The sequence below is a fragment of the Candidatus Methanoperedens sp. BLZ2 genome (genome assembly GCF_002487355.1).
GTDB lineage: Archaea > Halobacteriota > Methanosarcinia > Methanosarcinales > Methanoperedenaceae > Methanoperedens.
The window spans coordinates 26,733-45,074 of the sequence record NZ_NTMG01000017.1 but is presented as its reverse complement, the minus strand read 5'-3'; the positions used below and the strand labels follow the sequence as shown (position 1 = coordinate 45,074).

Sequence of the window (18,342 nt, the reverse complement as noted above, 5' to 3'; positions counted from 1 at the left end):
ATCATCATGATATTATCATCAAAAGATATATATTTAACACCGTAGAATATTAAGTTTATGTCTGAAGCAATTGAAGAGTATAAACATTTTGGAGAAGCTTTTAAAAAGAAAACAACTTCTTTTTTATTGTTAGGAATTTTATTAATGAGTGCTTCAATGTATATAAATGTTTTAAAAGCACCTACTGGAGATATAGGTATCTTCTACTCAGAAATTATAATTAAGTTAACTATTGCGATGCAAATTATTCTTTGGGTAATTTATTTATTCAGAGAGAAACGAAAATTATTCGATAAAAAAGAAAAAAAACAAGAATTAGTTAGCACCGTTATTTTTTCTATTCGCTGAATCGAAGGTTGCATTCTGGATTAGCGTTATCCACTTATTATCGCCCTCAACCTGAATACCACAAGCTTCCGCTGGTGTCTTTCCCTTTAATGTCTGATGTGGTCTTATGTAATTATGAAATATTTGGTATCCTGGAAGAATCGGAGTATCTTTTACCTTTAAACCTCTCATCACTTTTTCTCTATCCCTTACTTCCCCATTTGATCTTTCCATTGTATTGTTGTTCATATCCCCATCCAGTTTTATAGCGTTGATATGCTTGGATTGAGGGCATGTGTTTGTATAAAACTCCTTATTGAAGGCATCATGGTAAGCTGGCAATCCATCAGTAATGAGCACATTGGGTCTTTTTCCGGCAATTTCTTTTCCTTCGTGGAGTAGGCTTCTGGCATCGTGCTTAAACTTTGTTTCAGCGACTTCCTGAGCAATCCAATATTTTGTTTCATCATCCATCAAAGCGAATAGATATTTTGTATCACCGCTGAATTTTATGAACACTTCATCCGCTCTCCATGTACTGCCAACATTTGGTTTTAGTTTATCGACATACTGTTTCATGAGATTGGTGTATTTTTCAATCCAATTGAAAATTGTCTGGTGTGATACCTGAACTCCAATCAATTTCAGTGAATTTTTTGTATTTCTGAGTGATTCACCACTAAAATATAATTGCATAGCTGTTGTTACTGCTTGAGGATTGTGTTTTAATCTCTCAAAACCAATATTGAATGAAAAATACTGTTTACAATCTCTGCATTGATATTTCTGAACATCATGGTGTTTGTTATGCCGAACCCCGAATTTCTTAATATTGGTCGAATGGCAATAGATACAATCAGTAATTTCAAGTGGGTGGATTACATTTTTTTTTACTTGTTCTCTCAAGTTAAAGACTAACTCCACAGCGAAAATGTGTTTACACTTCACACCTCTTGTTTCATGGTCAGGACAATTACATTTCCAACCAGTCTCAGTTTGTGTTATGTCATAAAGAATATCACTGGACTGTGATTTTACTTTATAAGAATGGTCATTCATTCGCATGATCTGTCTATCTTTTTCAGCTATTGCCCTTCCCCTGTCTTCTCTTGTTCCTATAACTTGTGGATATATTGTATTAGTTTCCATTTTAATCATCTCTTAATAAATCGTACGATTTACTAAAGGACTTCAAATTATATAACTCTTTCTATCAATCGTACGAAATGTTAAGTTTATATAGTAAATCGTACATATTAGTAGTAGATATGAATGACTCAAATGTACGATTAGATTATGATAATTTACCGAAAGAATTACAGGATGTTATTGAACCTGCATCTGACGTAACAGAAAAGGAAATGAGTATCAGTTTTGATGGTAAGCAGTTTTTGGTTAGATTTCCAAAAGATATTGCTAAAGCGATAGGTGTTAAAAAAGGAGATAGAATCAAGATCAGAGTTGAACTTCCATCTCCCAAAACAAATCAGCAAGAGAAGATTGAAATAACGTACGTACGGAGTGAAAAAGGTGATTAGCAAATTCACATCAAACGAAACGCGAATAATCAATCTTCTTTATGTGGCTCGGAGACCATTAACAACAAGGCAAGTCTCGGAGAAATTGGGTATCGCTTGGCAGACCGCAAAGGATAATCTCTTAGCGTTGCATGAAAAGAGTTATGTGAACAGAAAAGAAGAAAGCAATAGAATTTTTTGGTGGCTGAGGACATGAATGAACGAAATACAGAAGATATTGTAAACGACCATTTTAAAAACGATGAAAAATATAATGATATTCTTCTTGAAAAACAAAAGTCTAGCATCCCACGTGTAGATAAAATATTAAAAATTGCATCAAAGTCTGGAATGGGTGGAGGAAAACCAGAATTTATAATCACGTTCCAAAAAGAAAGACCAGACTACATAATAGTCGTTGAATGCAAGGCAAGTGTGATGAAACATGAAAGCAAGAACCATGATAAGTACGATGAATACGCTGTTGATGGCGTATTGCTTTATTCTTCATATTTATCTAAAGAATATGATGTTTTGGCAATAGCAGTAAGTGGAGAAACTGAAAAAGAATTGAAGGTATCTCATTATTTACAATTAAAGAACGAAAGCAAAGCCAACAGTGTATTCGGCGATAGACTCCTATCGTTGGAAAATTATCTGAATGATTATAAAGAAAGCCAAGAAAAAACAATCCACACGGTTGATAGTATCAAAAAATATATTATAGAACTTAATAATAACCTTCATAAAGATAAGGTTGGTGAGGACAAACGACTATTATTATTAAGTGGTATATTGATTGCCTTGGATAATAAGGCGTTTAGAAGTGCATATCGAGAACAGACAGAACCAGTTGAACTTGCTCGGTTTTTAATTGAGTCTATTAAAAACCAATTGAAGGGTAAACTTGATGAGAAAAAAATACAAATCATAATAAGTGAGTTTGGTTTTATAGAAAACCATGCTACATTATCCCAAAAACGGGAGGTATTATTTACAATTATAAAATCAATCGAGGACAATATTAAACCATTTATTGCAAAAAATAAATATTATGATGTCCTGAGTGAGTTATATATAGCTTTTTTAAGGTATGCGAATAAAGATAAGGCGTTCGGCATCGTTCTAACCCCACCACACATCACAGACCTTTTTTGTTGTTTGGCATTGGTAAATAAGAATAGTATTCTCCTTGATAATTGTACCGGAACAAGTGGGTTTCTAATCAGTGGTATGCGAATTATGATGGATGATGCAAAAGGTGACAAGCAAAAAGAAAACGATATAAAAAATAAACAACTTATTGGCGTTGAACAAGCGACACACATATACGCACTGGCATGCTGTAATATGTATCTTCATGACGATGGGAAAACAAATTTAATGCAGGGAGATTGTTTTAATAAAGAGACAATGACAAAGATGTCCATGTTTCAACCAAATATTGGCATGCTCAACCCACCTTACAAATCTGTTGACGGTGACCCATCGGAAATTAAATTCATCTTGAATAATTTAGAGTCCCTACAAAGTGGTGGAACTTGTGTCGCAATTATCCCAATGGAGCGGGTTCTATCTACATCTGGAGAAGGATTAGAGGATAAAATAAACTTACTCAAAAACCATACGTTAGAAGCAGTAATGTCAATGCCAAACGAGTTGTTTTTTGATTCAGATGTGAATGTAGTAACTGCAATTCTTGTTATAACAGCAAAGAAGCCACACCCACCGAATAAGGAAACCTATTTTGGATATTGGAAAGATGATGGATTTGTGAAGAAAAAAAATCAAGGTAGAATTGACTTGGATAAAAAATGGGATGGTATTAAGACCGTATGGGTGAATAGCTATTTAAATCGCAAAAATATACCAGGTTTTAGCGTAAATCATGTAGTGAAATCTGAAGACGAGTGGTGTGCTGAAGCATATATGGAAACTGATTACTCAACACTTACAGAGAGAGACTTTGCCAAATCAATCAAAGAGTTTGTTATATTTCAAGAGATGAATTTAAAATGAATGGCAATTCCTTTGTGAATACAAACTCATGGAAACCTTTTAGATACGATGAACTATTTTATATTCAAAAAGGAAAAAGAATTATTAATAGAGACACGCAACCGGGAACAACACCATGTATAAGACCAATCGATTCAAACAATGGTGTCGATAGATACATTGATATTAAACCAAACCATTCCGAAAATACAATTACTGTGAATTATAATGGTAGTAGTGTTGCAGAAACGTTTTATCAACCAATACCATATTTTGCACTTGATGATGTAAATATATTGTATCCCAAAAACAACTTTAGATTAAATATGTTTATTGCAATGTTTCTAATCACATTAATTAGAAAAGAGAAATATCGATTTAATTATGGGAGAAAGTGGAAATTAGAAAGGATGAATGAAAGCATCATTAAACTTCCAGTGAAAGAAAACGGCGAACCAGATATAGAGTTTATGGAAAAATATATTAAATCGCTAATGAGTTCAACCAAACCAATATCAAATAAAAATCTGATCTGCACGAAAATCGAGTTGGATGTTTCACAATGGAAATATCATAAACTATCAGACCTTTTTGAGATTACAGGAAGTAAGAGAACCCCATTGAGAACATTGGAGGGATCATACGGTAAGGGGAAATATCCATATGTAACAACGCAAGCTACAAACAACGGTGTGGGTGGATTTTATGATTTTAAGGCAAATGACGGTAACATATTGACAGTAGATAGTGCAGTGATAGGTTACTGTAGTTATCAACCTTTAGACTTCTCAGCAAGTGACCATGTGGAGAAACTAATTCCGAGGTTTAAACTGAATAAATATAATGCGATGTTCTTAACCACTGTGATTAATTCAGAGAAGTATCGATACAATTATGGAAGAAAAGCAAGCCAAGATAGGATGAGTAAAACACAGATTAAACTTCCAACAAAAACAGATGGCACGCCAGATTTTGATTTTATGGAAAACTACATTAAGTCATTGCCTTATAGCTCTTCATTGTGATTTTACCAGCAAACGATTTTTGACAGTCTATCCTAGCAAACGTAGATTTGACAGAACCGAATAATCACAACAAATATATATGGTAAATCAGTAATAGGGTTTGATTATGTTGCCCATAGATCCATTGATGGTTGAACACCGTCTCATAGAAAGAATGATCAACCAGGTTCGTAATGAAATAGAACAAATAGAACTTGAAAAAAAGATCGATATAGTATTCATTGATGTTGCCATCGATTTTATCAAGATATATGCAGATATGACACATCATGGTAAAGAGGAGAACATCCTTTTTCGAGATCTTTCCAAAAAGCAGATATCAAAGCAACACCAGAAAATTATGAATGAGTTGATTGATGAGCATAAATATGGGAGAAAACTAACTCAAGAATTAGTGAGGGCAAAAGAGAAGGATATTCAAGGTCAAGGAGAAGATTTTCATAGAGTGCTCGGGCTTTTAAATCAATTGGTTGAATTTTATCCGGAACACATTAGAAAGGAGGATAAGCATTTTTTTATCCCATGCATGGATTATTTTAGCCAAAAAGAGAAGGAAGACGTGCTTCAGGAGTGTTGGGAGTTTGATAGAAAAATGATTCATGAAAAATACAAATCAATTGTAGAACACTGGAGTTAAAACTGTCCGATCTAAAAGGATTATAAATGCTTGAGCAGTAACGATGAAAGTTTCATACGGGGTTCTTAGCGAAGGCGAGTAATCACCCTCTCTTATTCGATTATGAGGGGCGCACTCTAGCAATCACCAAATGCCGTATATGATAATACAGACTGAGGTTGGGAGTTCCATATCTTCAACCGAGGCCAGCCCAGACTGGAATGAATACAAAACCTTAATAATGAAAGAAGGTTAGAAGACCGGGTTATTGAATTTTTTTAATCGCCGGATTTTGAATTATATTGAGTCGATAGCAAGGATCTAAGGTCACCATATTGAACACCACAAATACTAATATGATTTTTCAGATACTCATTCATCTTTTTCCATTACGACCACCGACCCATCCCGCATTCGCACAAGTCTCTCTTTCTTTATCCCATATTTTCGATAGCTCATTGCCTCAACATGGCCCAAACCGAGATTTTTCATTATCAGGTTCGCATCTTCCTGCAATATAACAAGCTCTTCGATCGGTGGTGCGGTTTTGATTTTCTTTTTTGCAAAAATTACCCCGTCTTTCAGATTTGCGCCCACGAACCCTTTTGAATCGTTTAAAATCAGCGTGCCATTTTTCATGTATGCGCCAGCGAATTCATCTGTCATGCCTTCTACAATAACCACACCACCATCAAGATGCGCACCAGTGTTCATGCCTGCATCTCCCAAGACATGAACCGTGCCTTTCTGCATCAACAGCCCTGTGCCGTTGTAGGCATTTCCCTTTAGTATGACAAGAGCCTCACAATTACATCGTGCGGCCACTGTCCCGCGAAGCATTCCATCATCCAGCACAAGATGCCTTTTTCGCTCATCATAATCATTCCAGACAAGAACATCTTTTCCCAGCCCTTTACAGAGTATCTCGGTTATTGATCGGAACTTTCGATAACCTGGCTCATCTGACACAACCTCTACTACATTTCCGAGAGGTTCTTCTATAAGCCCTTTAACATTAACATATATCACTCCTGAAACCATACCCATACCCATTTCAGAAGAAACATTTCCATCGATGTATATCTTTCCTGCTTTTTCAGGCGCTCCGCTTCCCCCGAAATGCACGAGGTCAGCGCCCAGGCTGTAAGCAAGCCTCTTCCCAACGCTGCCAGTAATACGCACATCTTTGCCTTTTCTTAATTCATTCACCAGCTCTTTGTATGTAAAACTCGTGTTTTCTTGAGAAGGAATGATACCGGTGGGACGGATCATATTACTCTGCCATGTGAAGTTATACGTGTAATCGCAGAGATTATCAACTGGTTCTTTCAGTTTCAGTTCCATAAATCAAATATCTCCATACCTGGGGAATGCTTCCGCAGCTCCGGGCCAGAATATAGTTTTCCATTTCGGCTGTTCAATATCCTTCTGTGTAAGAAGATACTCTCCAAAAATATCTTTCATATGTTTTCTGTAATCGTCGATTCCTATTCTATCAATGGTGAAACCGATGCGTTCCCCTGGCTTGCCTCTGGATTTATACCAGGCGAGGGTTCCATCTATCACATCAAAGACCTTTTCATCGGGAACGAATTCAGCAACTGGATACGCCGCATGTGGGTTCCTTCCGTGTTTTCCTCCCACATATACGGCATGCCCCACATTTTTTGCAACAAGAGCACTGGATGGACATACGTTGATGCAGTCCCCACAGGATACGCACATTTCCCATATTCTTTTTGGAAGTTCATTTACCATTTCAAGCGCGTCTGAATGGCAGGAGTGGATACACAGACTGCAGCCCGTGCACAGACTTTCTACCAGTTCAGGCTTTACCATGCCCTGAAAACCCAGATCCATTTCACGGGTACGCATGCAGTCGATGACGCAGCCAGTAAATGCCATCTTGAACTTGTGATGCGTCCTTGTACAAAAATATCGTCTATCAACTTCCGTAGCGAATTTTTGAGTATCTGTCCATCCTCTCGGATTGTACTCGCAACCGCCGCACGCAGTCGGAACACGGACCCTGCTCCCGCATGTGGCTATGGGTGAATGCCAGAGACTTCCAAGCTCTTCGACCACGCTGGTCAAGTCCTTCATGTTGATATACAGTATTTCAGGGGACATACGTGCCGATAGATGTACCGTTCCATCACCATATTTTTCAGCAACATCAGCCAGTTTCCTCAGCTTGGCCGCTGTCAAGCGCCCACCTGGAGCCCTGCATCTCACTGCGACCAGGTCTTTCTGTCGCTGCGGGATGAATCCCCCACTTTTAAGTTCCTCTGCGGTTATGAGTCTTGGTTTTTTATCTTGTGTCATATACGCTGAGTATTCAGAGTTGAGTGCTTACTTCCTTCACCTTTATAACAAGCGCTCCTCTTGCCCACGGAAATTTTTCCTTTGCCATCTCGGCGAATTTTCCTGAGGTCTGGAGTTCACCTTTTCCAGAGATGCAGCATCCCTGTCCAGGACCGTAGTTTCCCTGAACTTGTTTTGAAGCGATCAGCAGTTCCACACGATTGTTCTTTTTGAGATTTTCCTCGGTTATATTATAATGCCCGGCAGGAATAATGACAACTTCGCCACCTTTTATACCAATGGCTCTTATATAGTCTCCCCACGTCGCTACAACATGCAGACCATTATCACCACTTGTTACTATTGCTACCCATTCTGTTTTATCCATAACTTCTTTACATTTTCCTTCGATCTTTGCCATATTGCTCTTCTCCTTTAATCATTGATTTATAACATCTCTACAGCGATTTTGGGCTTTTCATCCCAAATAATCCACGGTACCAATTGCCTGAGAACTGCCGCTGCATCGTAACGCTCCGGCATTTTAAGTTTTCTCCTTTTTCCACATGCAACAATAAACATGTTATTTTGAATCTGTTTATAGTGCTCTGATTGACCTGGAATCTCTTTCCCACAGCCGCATTCAACTGGCTCTCCATCGCTTTTCCATTTTTTTAAGAGTTTCTCTTGCAACTCTTTCCTTATTTTACGCGGTTCTTTTACCTTCAATTCTTCTATCAATTCCTGTTTAGTTATCATTTCTCCTCCAATCGGATTATTTGATATCTTTCAAAAACCTTTTTTCGATCTCCGGAGTAACTTTTGAGTGGCTTTCATCTGCCGTCTGGGTACTTGAATGACCCAAACGATATGATATGACCTCAATCGGGACTTTACCGAGCAATTTCATAGCCATGCCTTTGCGGAGCTTCTGGGAACTCCTGGGTTTTATGCCTATAGCGTCGCAATAGCCCTTCAGCCTCTTATCAAAATTATCCCGCGACATATCGAACAGCAGATTTGTTATCCGCCAGGTATCCCGATACTTAAAAATTTCAAAAAGCAATGCCTTATCCAGGGAAATTGTATGATCTACTTTTTGCGATTGCCGTCTGATCTTAAAGGTTAGCGATTCTTTTTTAAAATCTATATTATCTAATCTTATGCCCAGCGCGTCGGAGATCCGTAGTCCAGTACTCCATAAAAATAGAATTAATAGTTTGTCCCTGTCCTGAAGAAATGCTTTACATAGTGTTGGAACGGTAAATTTATCCAAGTAATCTATTAATGAATCTATTTCGGATTGAGTAAAGTACTCAACTGGCTTTTTTTCGTTTTTTGTGGAAATTTGTTTATCACCCATAAATTTTCTAATTGTATTTTTAATATGATGAATTGTCTAATAAATATAGTCAGTAGATATACGAACATGTAAGTTATTCTTTATAACTACTGACTAACTTCGATAGTTGTTATTCAACGTATATTGATGTTTCTGTCCTTCGATTATCTGTGGCTTTTTAATTGTTCGAGAAATTTTTTCTGCCTCTCTCTTTCAGCCTCGGAGACCTCTGGCTTTTTGATATCCTTTGCCTTTTCAGCTGTATCCATTGTGCTTTCAAGTCCAACCATTTTATCTCACCTCCATTATGCGACTTTGGAGCGAACAATAATTGAATGTAATTGTATATATAACTATGCTAAATTGTCTAATAATGATTAAAAATCGTAGAATTATTGTTCATAAATTGTATAATTTAATCATATCCTCCAAAGGCATACACCGACGAACACCATGGAAGATTTTTTCTGCCTATTTTATCCTGTTCTATAACTTCAGAAAGATTAACATTTGAAGACGTCTGTATTATAATGAATTTTTTACTCACTGATGCTGATACCTTAGCTGCGGCCTCCATAGATAGTATCAACACCTTTATTGCTTCGTGAAAGCCTCCATTTTTCCAGTTTTCTCTAATGCATTTATTAGCTATTTCTTTCGTTATATTGTTCCCCAGCACTATGAACGCACTACCACCCTTATTAGTCACTTTAACTTCAGAGTCTCTGGTCTCTGCAATCATATAACTTCCAGCCGTGGCATACAACCTCCTTTTTCGCACAAATCCATCTTCGACCGAGACAACCTCCCCCACAAGAGCCCCATATCGCTGCATTACCTTGATCTTATTATCCCTGATCTTTATTTTAACCCCGATCTCTTCTGCCATTTTTTCAAGTTCAATATCTGTAGCGATGGCTCCCCTGTATAGCTTTCTTTCAAGTCTCTCCCTGAGGACTTTATCCCCTTGAAAAGTAATTTCCCGCATGTCTGCGACAATAGCAGCTTCTGTTCCCCCAACAAATGCGATTATCAGACTCATCTATTTCTCACACGACTTTTGGATAAATTTGATGGGATGTAATCTTCATACTGGACTCTAAAAGACCCTTGAACGGATTCGTCAGCATAAATTGCCAAGTCAGCATGCCAGGATTGCAGGTCTGGTACGCCGGGGAATATGGACAGCTATTTCAACATCTTCTTCGGCATCCTCTTCAGTCTCAAGCTCCGGGATGATCGCAGGCTCTGTTGAAAGGGCCCCCGGATCTTTTGCAGCAAGCTCTTTTACCTTGGCGACTATAGCATCTTCATCCTCGATGCCGATCATGTTCACAACCTCAACCACCTGTGTCTGGAATCTCTTTACAGCCTCATCAGGTAGATTTTCAATGTAGGGTATAGCTCCTGTCGCGCCAACGACCCTATTATCTCTGATACCATTCTTATGAAACATTACCATTGCTTCACCCGATATATGCCCTTTGACTTCTGCTCCTGTAACAAGCAGGAAGCGTATGTTGGGATTAGAGATAACATTGGCTACTATTTTTTCTATTCCGAGATTTTCTGTTTTCTGCGGACCTGTAATAGCAGCACCGGCTGTCAGTTGTGAAGCGCCTTTGACGTGCGACCCGCATGTACTTACTGCTACAGGATTTTCAGGGTTTCCAACTTCATATTCTCCTTTGATGACAGGCCAGCCCTCGGCCGGTTTAACTTTGTTTACCATTTATGTTCCTCCTTTGATTGAAAAGTATCTTACATTATTATACATTATAAATCTTGTGCCATGACTAACCTGTTCACAATGCTACGAATCATCCCGATAAAGATGACAAACCACGCAACAAGAGCAGCATAAATGAAATAGCGGGAAATTAGATAAAATGGACTCAATCCTGTAGCTTGTGCAAATACGAGAGTGCTGGTGGTGTACATACCAAATGGGAAAACAATGCTCCAGTACTGTGGATCATATCCCAGTGGAAATCGTTTATAAATGTGGCGCCAAGCACCCAGAATTAAGAGCAAAGGTATCCACCATGTGGCAGTTGCCCAGAAGAACAGGGTAAATCCTTTAAGAAATGGAAGAATTTCTTGAAGGAAAGCCCAATGATGGGTGTTCTGGATGAGTCTGGCTCCTGCAAGCGTTGTAATCGCTGCAGCTCCCATGTTGACCCAGTAGAGAGCAGTAAAGGCTTTAGGAAGAGGACGGAAGAATATAAGTCGGTAGAAGATCAGAGAGATGATCAGTAGGTACAACATGGCGCCAAACAGATACATGAAAAGCGTGAAAAAAAGAATGGTCTCCTGCCCGGCCGGAAAACTGGAGACAACCAGCGTGCCAAGGACAGAAACTGACTGGGTCGCCACGACCGAGATGAGCCAACCTCCATGGATTCCTGTTTCCAGATCCGGTTTTGGTTCATGTATTACCATGGCCGTGAAGAATGTATATACATGGATGAACCACAAGAGAATTCCTGTAAACCAGAGATATATCGCAGTGGTGTAATCCCCCGAAATGATCACATACTGACTTCCGAGCACGCACGTCCCTGCAACCACTGTAAAAAACCCCGGCCCACGAACATGATCTATTAAATCATCAATAAAGTCAGGAAAGTACCTGAGCAGTCGGATCAAAGTGAGAAGCCACAAAATCACATACGCTGCTTTGTTTATTAAAAACAGCGGCCAAGCTAAATAGGCCATTCCAAGCATAAATGAGGCGATAGAAACAATGCCTGTTGCCATGACCAGTGCAAAATAACCAGGGTAAAGCTCGCGCACTCCAGTTAGCATGTTTTCTTTCAATTTTGATGCCAAGACTCTTCTCCCGTTTGGCCTATTTCGACCTCTTGCTTTGTCGTGATCGATTCCAGATTACAACCTGGTAGGGTCGCCATAGATAAGAGAACGGAAATGTCACCAGGTGCATCAGCCGGGTAAAAGGAAAGAGCGCAATTATAACGAATCCACCTATGATATGAAGCTTGACCAGCCACGGCAGTGTGACAATGTATTGAATCTGCGGGTCGAATGAAAGCAAGGAGACAAGGTAAGGAACAGCGGTGTACAGGTACCACTGTGAGCCCCATCTATAGAACAGGGCAACCATGAAACCCATATCAACCTGAACCAGAAGGGTAGCCACCAGAATCCAATCCATGACCGAGGTTACTCTGAATACGCGGGCGTTGTCAAGACGCCGTAGCAGGAGAAAACCCAGTCCTACAAGGGTGAATAAGGCCAGTGCAAGACCGCTGACTTCCAGCACATAGAGGTGATCAGGCACGATCATCCAGGCTGAAGGAAAAATCAATGCCAGCAGATGGGCAAGCAGAATAGCCAGGATGCCATAATGCCATGGCACAGATCCCCAGAACAGGGTATTTTTTTCAAGGAACTGGGAAGAAAAACTTGAGTAAGAGATTCGATCGTTGAAGTATCTGTATATCCCCACAGCAAAAGCTAAAATGATAGCCACATATGGAAATATCCCAAACAGCACAAAATCAAGCATTGTTAAGCCTCCTTTTTATATTGCCTGAGCGCCGCCTCAAGAGCTTTAAGCGCAATAAAGTACTGGCTTTGTGACTCGTTTTCAGAACCTTTTCCTCCTGTCATTAGCGTGAGCGCAGGGAGCAAAGCTTCGCTTATAATCTCATCTCGCACATCTACTTTATCACACACGGCTATGAAGCGTAGCAGCACGGTCAGATGATCTGGTAGTTCGTTTTCTGCAGTGAAGCCACACGCATTATAATGCTCTTTTAGCCCGATCAAAAACATGCTGCGTTCATAGCTCTCCCCAAAAAGGTAGTGTCCAGCGTAAAGGCAAGATGTTGCGTTCAGGTCAAAAGTTGAGGAATATATCTCTTGCAGCCGATTCAGAGGCGTTCCTTCAACAAAGCCTCTGAATTCACCAAGCATAGCCCCCGCCTCAGGGTTCGTTGTTATAGTCTCACTTTGACACTCCTGTACCACTTTGAGCAGGTTTGACTGCGGGTATTCCAGTATATCAGCGAAGAGACTGATGATCCGTTCCATAATTCACCCTCTCCTCTTAATGATTTTTCGAAATCCGAAACCTGCATCCTGCTTATGAGTGTCTGGATCAACGGTTGTCTCGATATTCATTTCCCTTGCCAAAGGCGGGATTACAAAATGTTCTTCAAAAGTTGACCTTGATGTCAGTTGAAAGATTGCTAAAGCCTCCTCTTCCGTGGTACCACCCGAAACAAGGGCCTGCTGTACCTCAGAGGCTGGAATATCCATCACACTTTTAGCACGCATATATATTCGGACTGCAATGAGTTTTCGGTATACTTCTTCAACAATCTTTTTATTTCCTGCAGCAAAAAGGCCGGCCATGTAGCTCAGGGGTATTCTTGCCTGTTCAAGTGAAGTTAACAGGGGAATCATACCTTTTTCACCAGCGCCAGCAACTTCATAGTGTCCGTTTTTCATCGTCGCCAGCACTGGCAAAAGCGGTGGCACATAAAAAAGCATGGGCAGTGTACGGAACTGCGGAGAAAGTGGAAGAGCTATTTTCCATTGCTTTACAAACTTGTAAACAGGGGATTTCTGGGCAGAATCGATCATGGCATCTGATATACCATTAGCTTTTGCGGCAGCTATAACTTGAAAATCAAAAGGATCCTGTATTATTGCCCTTTGTGCCTCCACAAGGTCGGTATCATTTACAGATGCAGTCTCTTGTATTCTGTCTGCGTCATAGAGCAATATGCCTAGAAAGCGGACGCGTCCTACGCAAACGTGGAAACATGCTGGGGCATGCCCGCTCTCTAAACGTGGATAACATAGAATGCACTTTTCTGACTTACCTGTGGCCCAGTTATAGTAGACTTTCTTGTATGGACATCCTGACACACACATGCGCCATGCGCGACATTTCTCAGGACTGATAAGCACTATGCCATCCTCGCCCCGCTTGTACATAGCGCCAGGATTGACAGCGCCAGCAGGGCAGGCTGCCACACAGCCCGGGTTTAAGCAGTGGTTGCAGATGCGAGGGAGATAAAAAAACACATTTCGCTCCACTTCATTCAGCAGGTGCCGCTCTTCTTCGGTACTGTTTTTAAGAACTGGATCGTTTTTGGCATATAGCTGCGAGCCACCCAGGTCATCATCCCAATTCGGTCCAGCTTCTATATCAATAGGCCTGCTCGTAATAAGAGAAACAGGTCGTGCAGTGGGCTGGTCATCCCCCGGAGGGGCATTGAACAACTCTTCGTACCTGTATGTCCATGGTTCATAGTAATCGTCTATCGTAGGCAGTGAGGGATTAAAGAATATATTTGCCAGCGCTCCTATCCTGCCTTGCAATTTCAGGCTAAGCTTATCTTCTTTTTTCTCCCACCCCCCTTTATATTTATCCTGATCCTGCCACAATGTTGGATATCCAGTGCCGGGCTTTGTTTCAACGTTGTTCCACCACATGTATTCGGTGCCTTTGCGGTCTGTCCAGATGTTCTTGCAGGCAACGCTGCATGTGTGGCAGCCAATGCATTTATCTAAATGGAAGACCATTGAAACCTGCGCGCGTATGTCCATTTTTACCACTCCAGTTTCGTAAGTTTGCGCACCAGCACATAGGTATCGCGATTGCAGCCCGTGGGCCCCCAGTAATTAAAGCCATAAGTAAACTGTGCATAGCCTCCCGCCAGTTCCACAGGATTGATGCGCACACGGGTCAAGCTGTTGTGCCCTCCGCCCCGTCTTCCACCGCGCAGCTGGGATTTAGGCATAGATGTACGCTCTGGAGAGTGGTAAATCATGCATGTTCCAGGCTGTACGCGCGAGCTTACTGCTGCACGGGTGACCATAACTCCGTTATCATTATAAACTTCTACCCAATCATTATCCAATATCCCTACTTTTTCCGCATCCTTATCACTGAGCCAGCATGGTTCAATTCCTCTGGATAATGTGCGCATGCGGATATTATCTGAATATGTAGAGTGTATGTGCCACTTGCCGTGGGGAGTGAGGAAATTGAGTTTGATGCCCTTCTCATCCAGCAAGCTATGTTCTATTTCATTCATCTTTTCGGGGTCGAGTTTGGGCTTGTAGGTGGGCAGATGTTCACCGAAATCCAGGTAATAGGGATGGTCCAGATAGAAGTGCTGCCTTCCTGTGAGTGTGCGCCATGGTACAAGCCGTTCCACATTCATGCACCAGGCGGCGTAAGCCCTGCCGTTATTGACTATCCCTGTCCAGCATGGACTTGTGAGTACACGCCTGGGCTGCCTTATTATGTCGCCAAATGTCATATTAACCCCGCGCGCCTTCTCGGCTAAATCAGAAAGAGGAAGACCCACTTTCTCCTCTTCATGTTCGAAGCCGACATAAGAGACTTCTCCATTAGTTTCAGGAGCAAGGTAGAGCACAAGATTGGCAGCATCCAGCGCATCTTCAAGGCTTGGGTATTTCTGTCCATTCCACGATACGCAGCGCCTGTGCCATGGGTCAGGCGTGCCTCCAGTGGGGTTTTTTAGCAGTTCATCATAGAACTTTGCAATCGGAATGTTGACGCCGTTGCCTGTGATGCCGTCCTGACGCACAAGCGGACCAAATGAAATGAAACGGTTGTACAGGTTCACATAATCGCGTTCCACAATCCGCAAATGAGGCATAGTTTTTCCAGGGATCGGGCTGCATTCGCCCAGAGTCCAATCGCGAACTTCTGGTTGAGCAAGTTCGTCGGGCGTATCATGCATGAGCGGAGCAGCAACTATGTCCTTGAATGGCTCAGGGAACACTGAAGGGGAAAGTTCACTAACCTTCCTGGCTAAAGCTTTGAAAATATCCCAGTCGGTCTTGGATTCCCATACAGGTGGCACGGCAGCGCCAAGATTGTGAATAAAGGAATGAAGGTCTGTGGTATTCAGGTCGTTCTTTTCGTACCACATGGCTGTGGGCAGAACGATATCCGAGTATAAAGCCGATGTGTCCATACGGAAATTTATATCCACTACAAGATCCATCTTGCCACGTGGAACAGGCTCCCGGAATATGACTGATTTCACGCTTTCTTTAGCATTTTCCCCTGCAACAGCATTATCATGCGTGCCAAGGTAGTGACGCAGGAAGTACTCATGTCCTTTGCCACTGGATAATATGGCATTGGCCCGCCAGACAAACCATATCCTTGGGAAGTTCTGCTGCGCATCGGGATCGTCTATGGAAAAACGCAATTTACTTGCTTTAACTTTCTCCACTACCCAGTGGATGATCTCATCATCGGTACGTGCACCTGCCTCTTCTGCCATACGAACGAGATCGATAGGGTTGCGATCGAATTGTGGAAAGAAGGGCATCCAGCCCATGCGAACTGCTTTGGCGACCAGGTCTATAGCATGACCTTTGGCCCAACGAGCCTCAGGTGGCACAGAGGCATATTCTGTAAAACTACTATCATGACGCCACTGATCGCTATGAACATAGTGCCATATTGTGGTTTGCTGACGCCTTGGAGGCTTAATCCAGTCAAGTGCGAAAGCTATGCTTGTCCATGGAGCAATTGCGGCAAGCTTCTCCTGGCCCACGTAATGGTTCATGCCACCGCCATTGCGCCCGCAACAACCACACAGTAAAAGGGCAGTAATGGGAGCCCGGTATGACAGATTGTTGTTGTACCAATGATTCACACCGGCACCTATTATAATCATGGAACGTCCCTGCGTCACTTCAGCATTGCCTGCAAACTCTCTTGCAAGGCGAATCACGGTCTCTCTACCTATGCCTGTATGCGACTCCTGCCATGCCGGTGTATAAGGGATGTCATCATCATAGCTTTTCGGATAATCGCCAGCCAAACCCCGATCAATACCGAACTGCGCCATCATCAAATCAAAAACCGTCGTTACAGGCACCCGCCCTTTGGTAGTTTCCACGTATTTTACAGGCACACCTCGAAGCATGGTCCTGCTATGAGTAAAATCCTCGAATGATACCTGAAATACCTCGTCATACTCGTCCAGGAATGTGAGAACCGGATCTATAGGACTGTTATCCAGTCCATCTTCCATCTTGAGGTTCCATTTGCCCTTTTCCTGTCCCCAACGAAACCCTACTGTGCCTTTGGGCATTCGCGGTTGGTTATCGTATACCAGTGGCTTCCAGTTTCCATTTTCTACATTCTTGTATCGGCTCAGCATATATGCGCGGAGTAGCTGATCTGGTTTGTAGTTTTTCTCATCCTTCCCGAGCTGTACAAGGAAAGGGGCATCAGAGTAACGCTTGAGGTAGTCGATGAAGTACGGTACCTCTCTTTTAACATAGAACTCGTTGAGAATGACATGGTTAACAGCCATCCAGAGCGCAGTATCCTCTCCTGCTCTGACCGGAAGCCACCAATCGGCATATTTAGCCACCTGGCTGAAATCCGGAGAGAGAACCACGAACTTTGCTCCTTCATGGCGTGCCTCCGAGACAAAATGAACATCAGGGGTGCGTGTCATACTGAGGTTTGATCCCATGGAAACAATGTATTTGGCATTGAACCAGTCAGCGCTCTCGCATACATCTGTCTGGTCGCCCCAGACTTCAGGGAAGGCATTGGGGAGATCTGCATACCAGTCGTAAAAACTCATGTTCACACCTCCCAGAAGCTGCAGGAAGCGCGAGCCTCCAGCATAGGAGAAGTAAGACATAGCAGGGATGGGAGAGAAGCCAAAGATACGGTCAGGCCCCCATTTCTTTGCGGTATAAAGGCAAGAAGCAGCAATGAGCTCAAGCATCTCATCCCAGGTTGCACGGCGAAAGCCTCCCTTACCCCTTGCATGCTGGTAACTGGTGCGCTTCTGGTCATCTTCAACGATCGAACCCCACGCTTCTATCGGATCATCGTACTTTGCTTTTGCCTCAAGCCAGAGATCAAGAAGAGCACCACGCACGTAAGGATATTTTACACGCAGAGGACTATAGACGTACCATGAAGCACTGATGCCGCGCTGGCATCCACGGGGCTCGTAGGGCGGCAAATTTGCCTCTAGGAGTGGATAATCCGTAGCCTGCATTTCCCATGTAATTATGCCATCCTTAACAAACACATTCCAGGAACATCCACCAGTGCAATTAACACCGTGTGTACTGCGAACTATGTTATCATACTGCCAGCGGTTGCGGTAGAACTCCTCCCAGAGGCGTCCTTTAGGGTTTATCAAGTCTTGAATCCAGCTC

Annotated in this window: 19 protein-coding genes; 5 read left to right on the top strand and 14 right to left on the bottom strand. The window is 42.0% G+C overall.

What is annotated here, in order from left to right:
- Positions 1-57 precede the first annotated feature (57 nt).
- Positions 58-348 (top strand): hypothetical protein, encoded by a 291-nt coding sequence (locus CL181_RS01275; RefSeq protein WP_097297431.1) that lies wholly within the window; start codon positions 58-60, stop codon positions 346-348.
- Here the strand turns inward: CL181_RS01275 and CL181_RS01270 are convergent.
- Positions 316-1,476, bottom strand: coding sequence for a DDE-type integrase/transposase/recombinase (locus CL181_RS01270; protein WP_217993051.1), 1,161 nt, complete (start codon positions 1,474-1,476; stop codon positions 316-318). The two genes, CL181_RS01275 and CL181_RS01270, sit on opposite strands and share 33 nt — an antisense overlap.
- Positions 1,477-1,595: 119 nt before the next feature.
- On the opposite strand from CL181_RS01270, the gene CL181_RS01265 reads away from it, so the two are divergent.
- From CL181_RS01265 to CL181_RS01245, 4 genes are all read left to right on the top strand, one after another.
- Positions 1,596-1,865 (top strand): hypothetical protein, encoded by a 270-nt coding sequence (locus CL181_RS01265; protein WP_097297430.1) that lies wholly within the window; start codon positions 1,596-1,598, stop codon positions 1,863-1,865.
- Positions 1,866-2,057: 192 nt separating this feature from the next.
- Positions 2,058-3,863: a class I SAM-dependent DNA methyltransferase gene (locus CL181_RS01255; RefSeq protein WP_097297428.1), complete on the top strand. Its 1,806-nt coding sequence runs from the start codon at positions 2,058-2,060 to the stop codon at positions 3,861-3,863.
- Entirely contained in the window at positions 3,860-4,867 is a 1,008-nt protein-coding gene (locus CL181_RS20800) for a restriction endonuclease subunit S (protein ID WP_217993050.1), read from the top strand. Before CL181_RS01255 ends, CL181_RS20800 begins: the two co-directional genes overlap by 4 nt.
- Before the next feature lie 106 nt (positions 4,868-4,973).
- Entirely contained in the window at positions 4,974-5,504 is a 531-nt protein-coding gene (locus CL181_RS01245) for a hemerythrin domain-containing protein (RefSeq protein ID WP_097297427.1), read from the top strand.
- A gap of 351 nt (positions 5,505-5,855) precedes the next feature.
- On the opposite strand, the gene CL181_RS01240 is transcribed toward CL181_RS01245, so the two are convergent.
- From CL181_RS01240 to CL181_RS01185, 13 genes are all read right to left on the bottom strand, one after another.
- On the bottom strand, positions 5,856-6,827 hold the full coding sequence (locus CL181_RS01240) for a formylmethanofuran dehydrogenase (protein ID WP_097297426.1): 972 nt from the start codon (positions 6,825-6,827) through the stop codon (positions 5,856-5,858).
- Positions 6,828-6,830: 3 nt separating this feature from the next.
- Entirely contained in the window at positions 6,831-7,808 is a 978-nt protein-coding gene (locus tag CL181_RS01235; protein ID WP_097297425.1) for a 4Fe-4S dicluster domain-containing protein, read from the bottom strand.
- Positions 7,809-7,821: 13 nt separating this feature from the next.
- Complete coding sequence (locus tag CL181_RS01230; RefSeq protein WP_097297424.1) at positions 7,822-8,208, bottom strand: hypothetical protein; 387 nt, start codon at positions 8,206-8,208, stop codon at positions 7,822-7,824.
- A 26-nt stretch (positions 8,209-8,234) separates the two neighbouring features.
- Positions 8,235-8,546, bottom strand: coding sequence for a hypothetical protein (locus tag CL181_RS01225; protein ID WP_097297423.1), 312 nt, complete (start codon positions 8,544-8,546; stop codon positions 8,235-8,237).
- Positions 8,547-8,562: 16 nt separating this feature from the next.
- On the bottom strand, positions 8,563-9,150 hold the full coding sequence (locus CL181_RS01220) for a site-specific integrase (protein WP_097297422.1): 588 nt from the start codon (positions 9,148-9,150) through the stop codon (positions 8,563-8,565).
- Positions 9,151-9,293: 143 nt separating this feature from the next.
- Entirely contained in the window at positions 9,294-9,419 is a 126-nt protein-coding gene (locus CL181_RS20995; protein WP_255251360.1) for a hypothetical protein, read from the bottom strand.
- A gap of 125 nt (positions 9,420-9,544) precedes the next feature.
- Positions 9,545-10,171 carry a DUF2121 domain-containing protein gene (locus tag CL181_RS01215; protein ID WP_097297421.1) on the bottom strand — a complete coding sequence of 209 codons (627 nt, stop codon included), beginning with the start codon at positions 10,169-10,171 and terminating at the stop codon, positions 9,545-9,547.
- Between the two features lie 99 nt (positions 10,172-10,270).
- Positions 10,271-10,861 carry a tetrahydromethanopterin S-methyltransferase subunit A gene (gene mtrA, locus CL181_RS01210; protein WP_097297420.1) on the bottom strand — a complete coding sequence of 197 codons (591 nt, stop codon included), beginning with the start codon at positions 10,859-10,861 and terminating at the stop codon, positions 10,271-10,273.
- Between the two features lie 44 nt (positions 10,862-10,905).
- Positions 10,906-11,961: a tellurite resistance/C4-dicarboxylate transporter family protein gene (locus tag CL181_RS01205; protein ID WP_217993049.1), complete on the bottom strand. Its 1,056-nt coding sequence runs from the start codon at positions 11,959-11,961 to the stop codon at positions 10,906-10,908.
- Between the two features lie 19 nt (positions 11,962-11,980).
- Positions 11,981-12,658 carry a respiratory nitrate reductase subunit gamma gene (gene narI, locus CL181_RS01200; RefSeq protein WP_097297419.1) on the bottom strand — a complete coding sequence of 226 codons (678 nt, stop codon included), beginning with the start codon at positions 12,656-12,658 and terminating at the stop codon, positions 11,981-11,983.
- Positions 12,659-12,660: 2 nt separating this feature from the next.
- Positions 12,661-13,185 carry a nitrate reductase molybdenum cofactor assembly chaperone gene (gene narJ / locus CL181_RS01195; RefSeq protein ID WP_097297418.1) on the bottom strand — a complete coding sequence of 175 codons (525 nt, stop codon included), beginning with the start codon at positions 13,183-13,185 and terminating at the stop codon, positions 12,661-12,663.
- Between the two features lie 3 nt (positions 13,186-13,188).
- A complete protein-coding gene (gene narH / locus CL181_RS01190) occupies positions 13,189-14,712 on the bottom strand; it encodes a nitrate reductase subunit beta (RefSeq protein WP_097297417.1) in 1,524 nt (507 codons plus the stop codon).
- A gap of 2 nt (positions 14,713-14,714) precedes the next feature.
- Positions 14,715-18,326, bottom strand: a complete 3,612-nt coding sequence (locus CL181_RS01185) for a nitrate reductase subunit alpha (protein ID WP_217993048.1) — start codon at positions 18,324-18,326, stop codon at positions 14,715-14,717.
- Between the last annotated feature and the right edge of the window lie 16 nt (positions 18,327-18,342).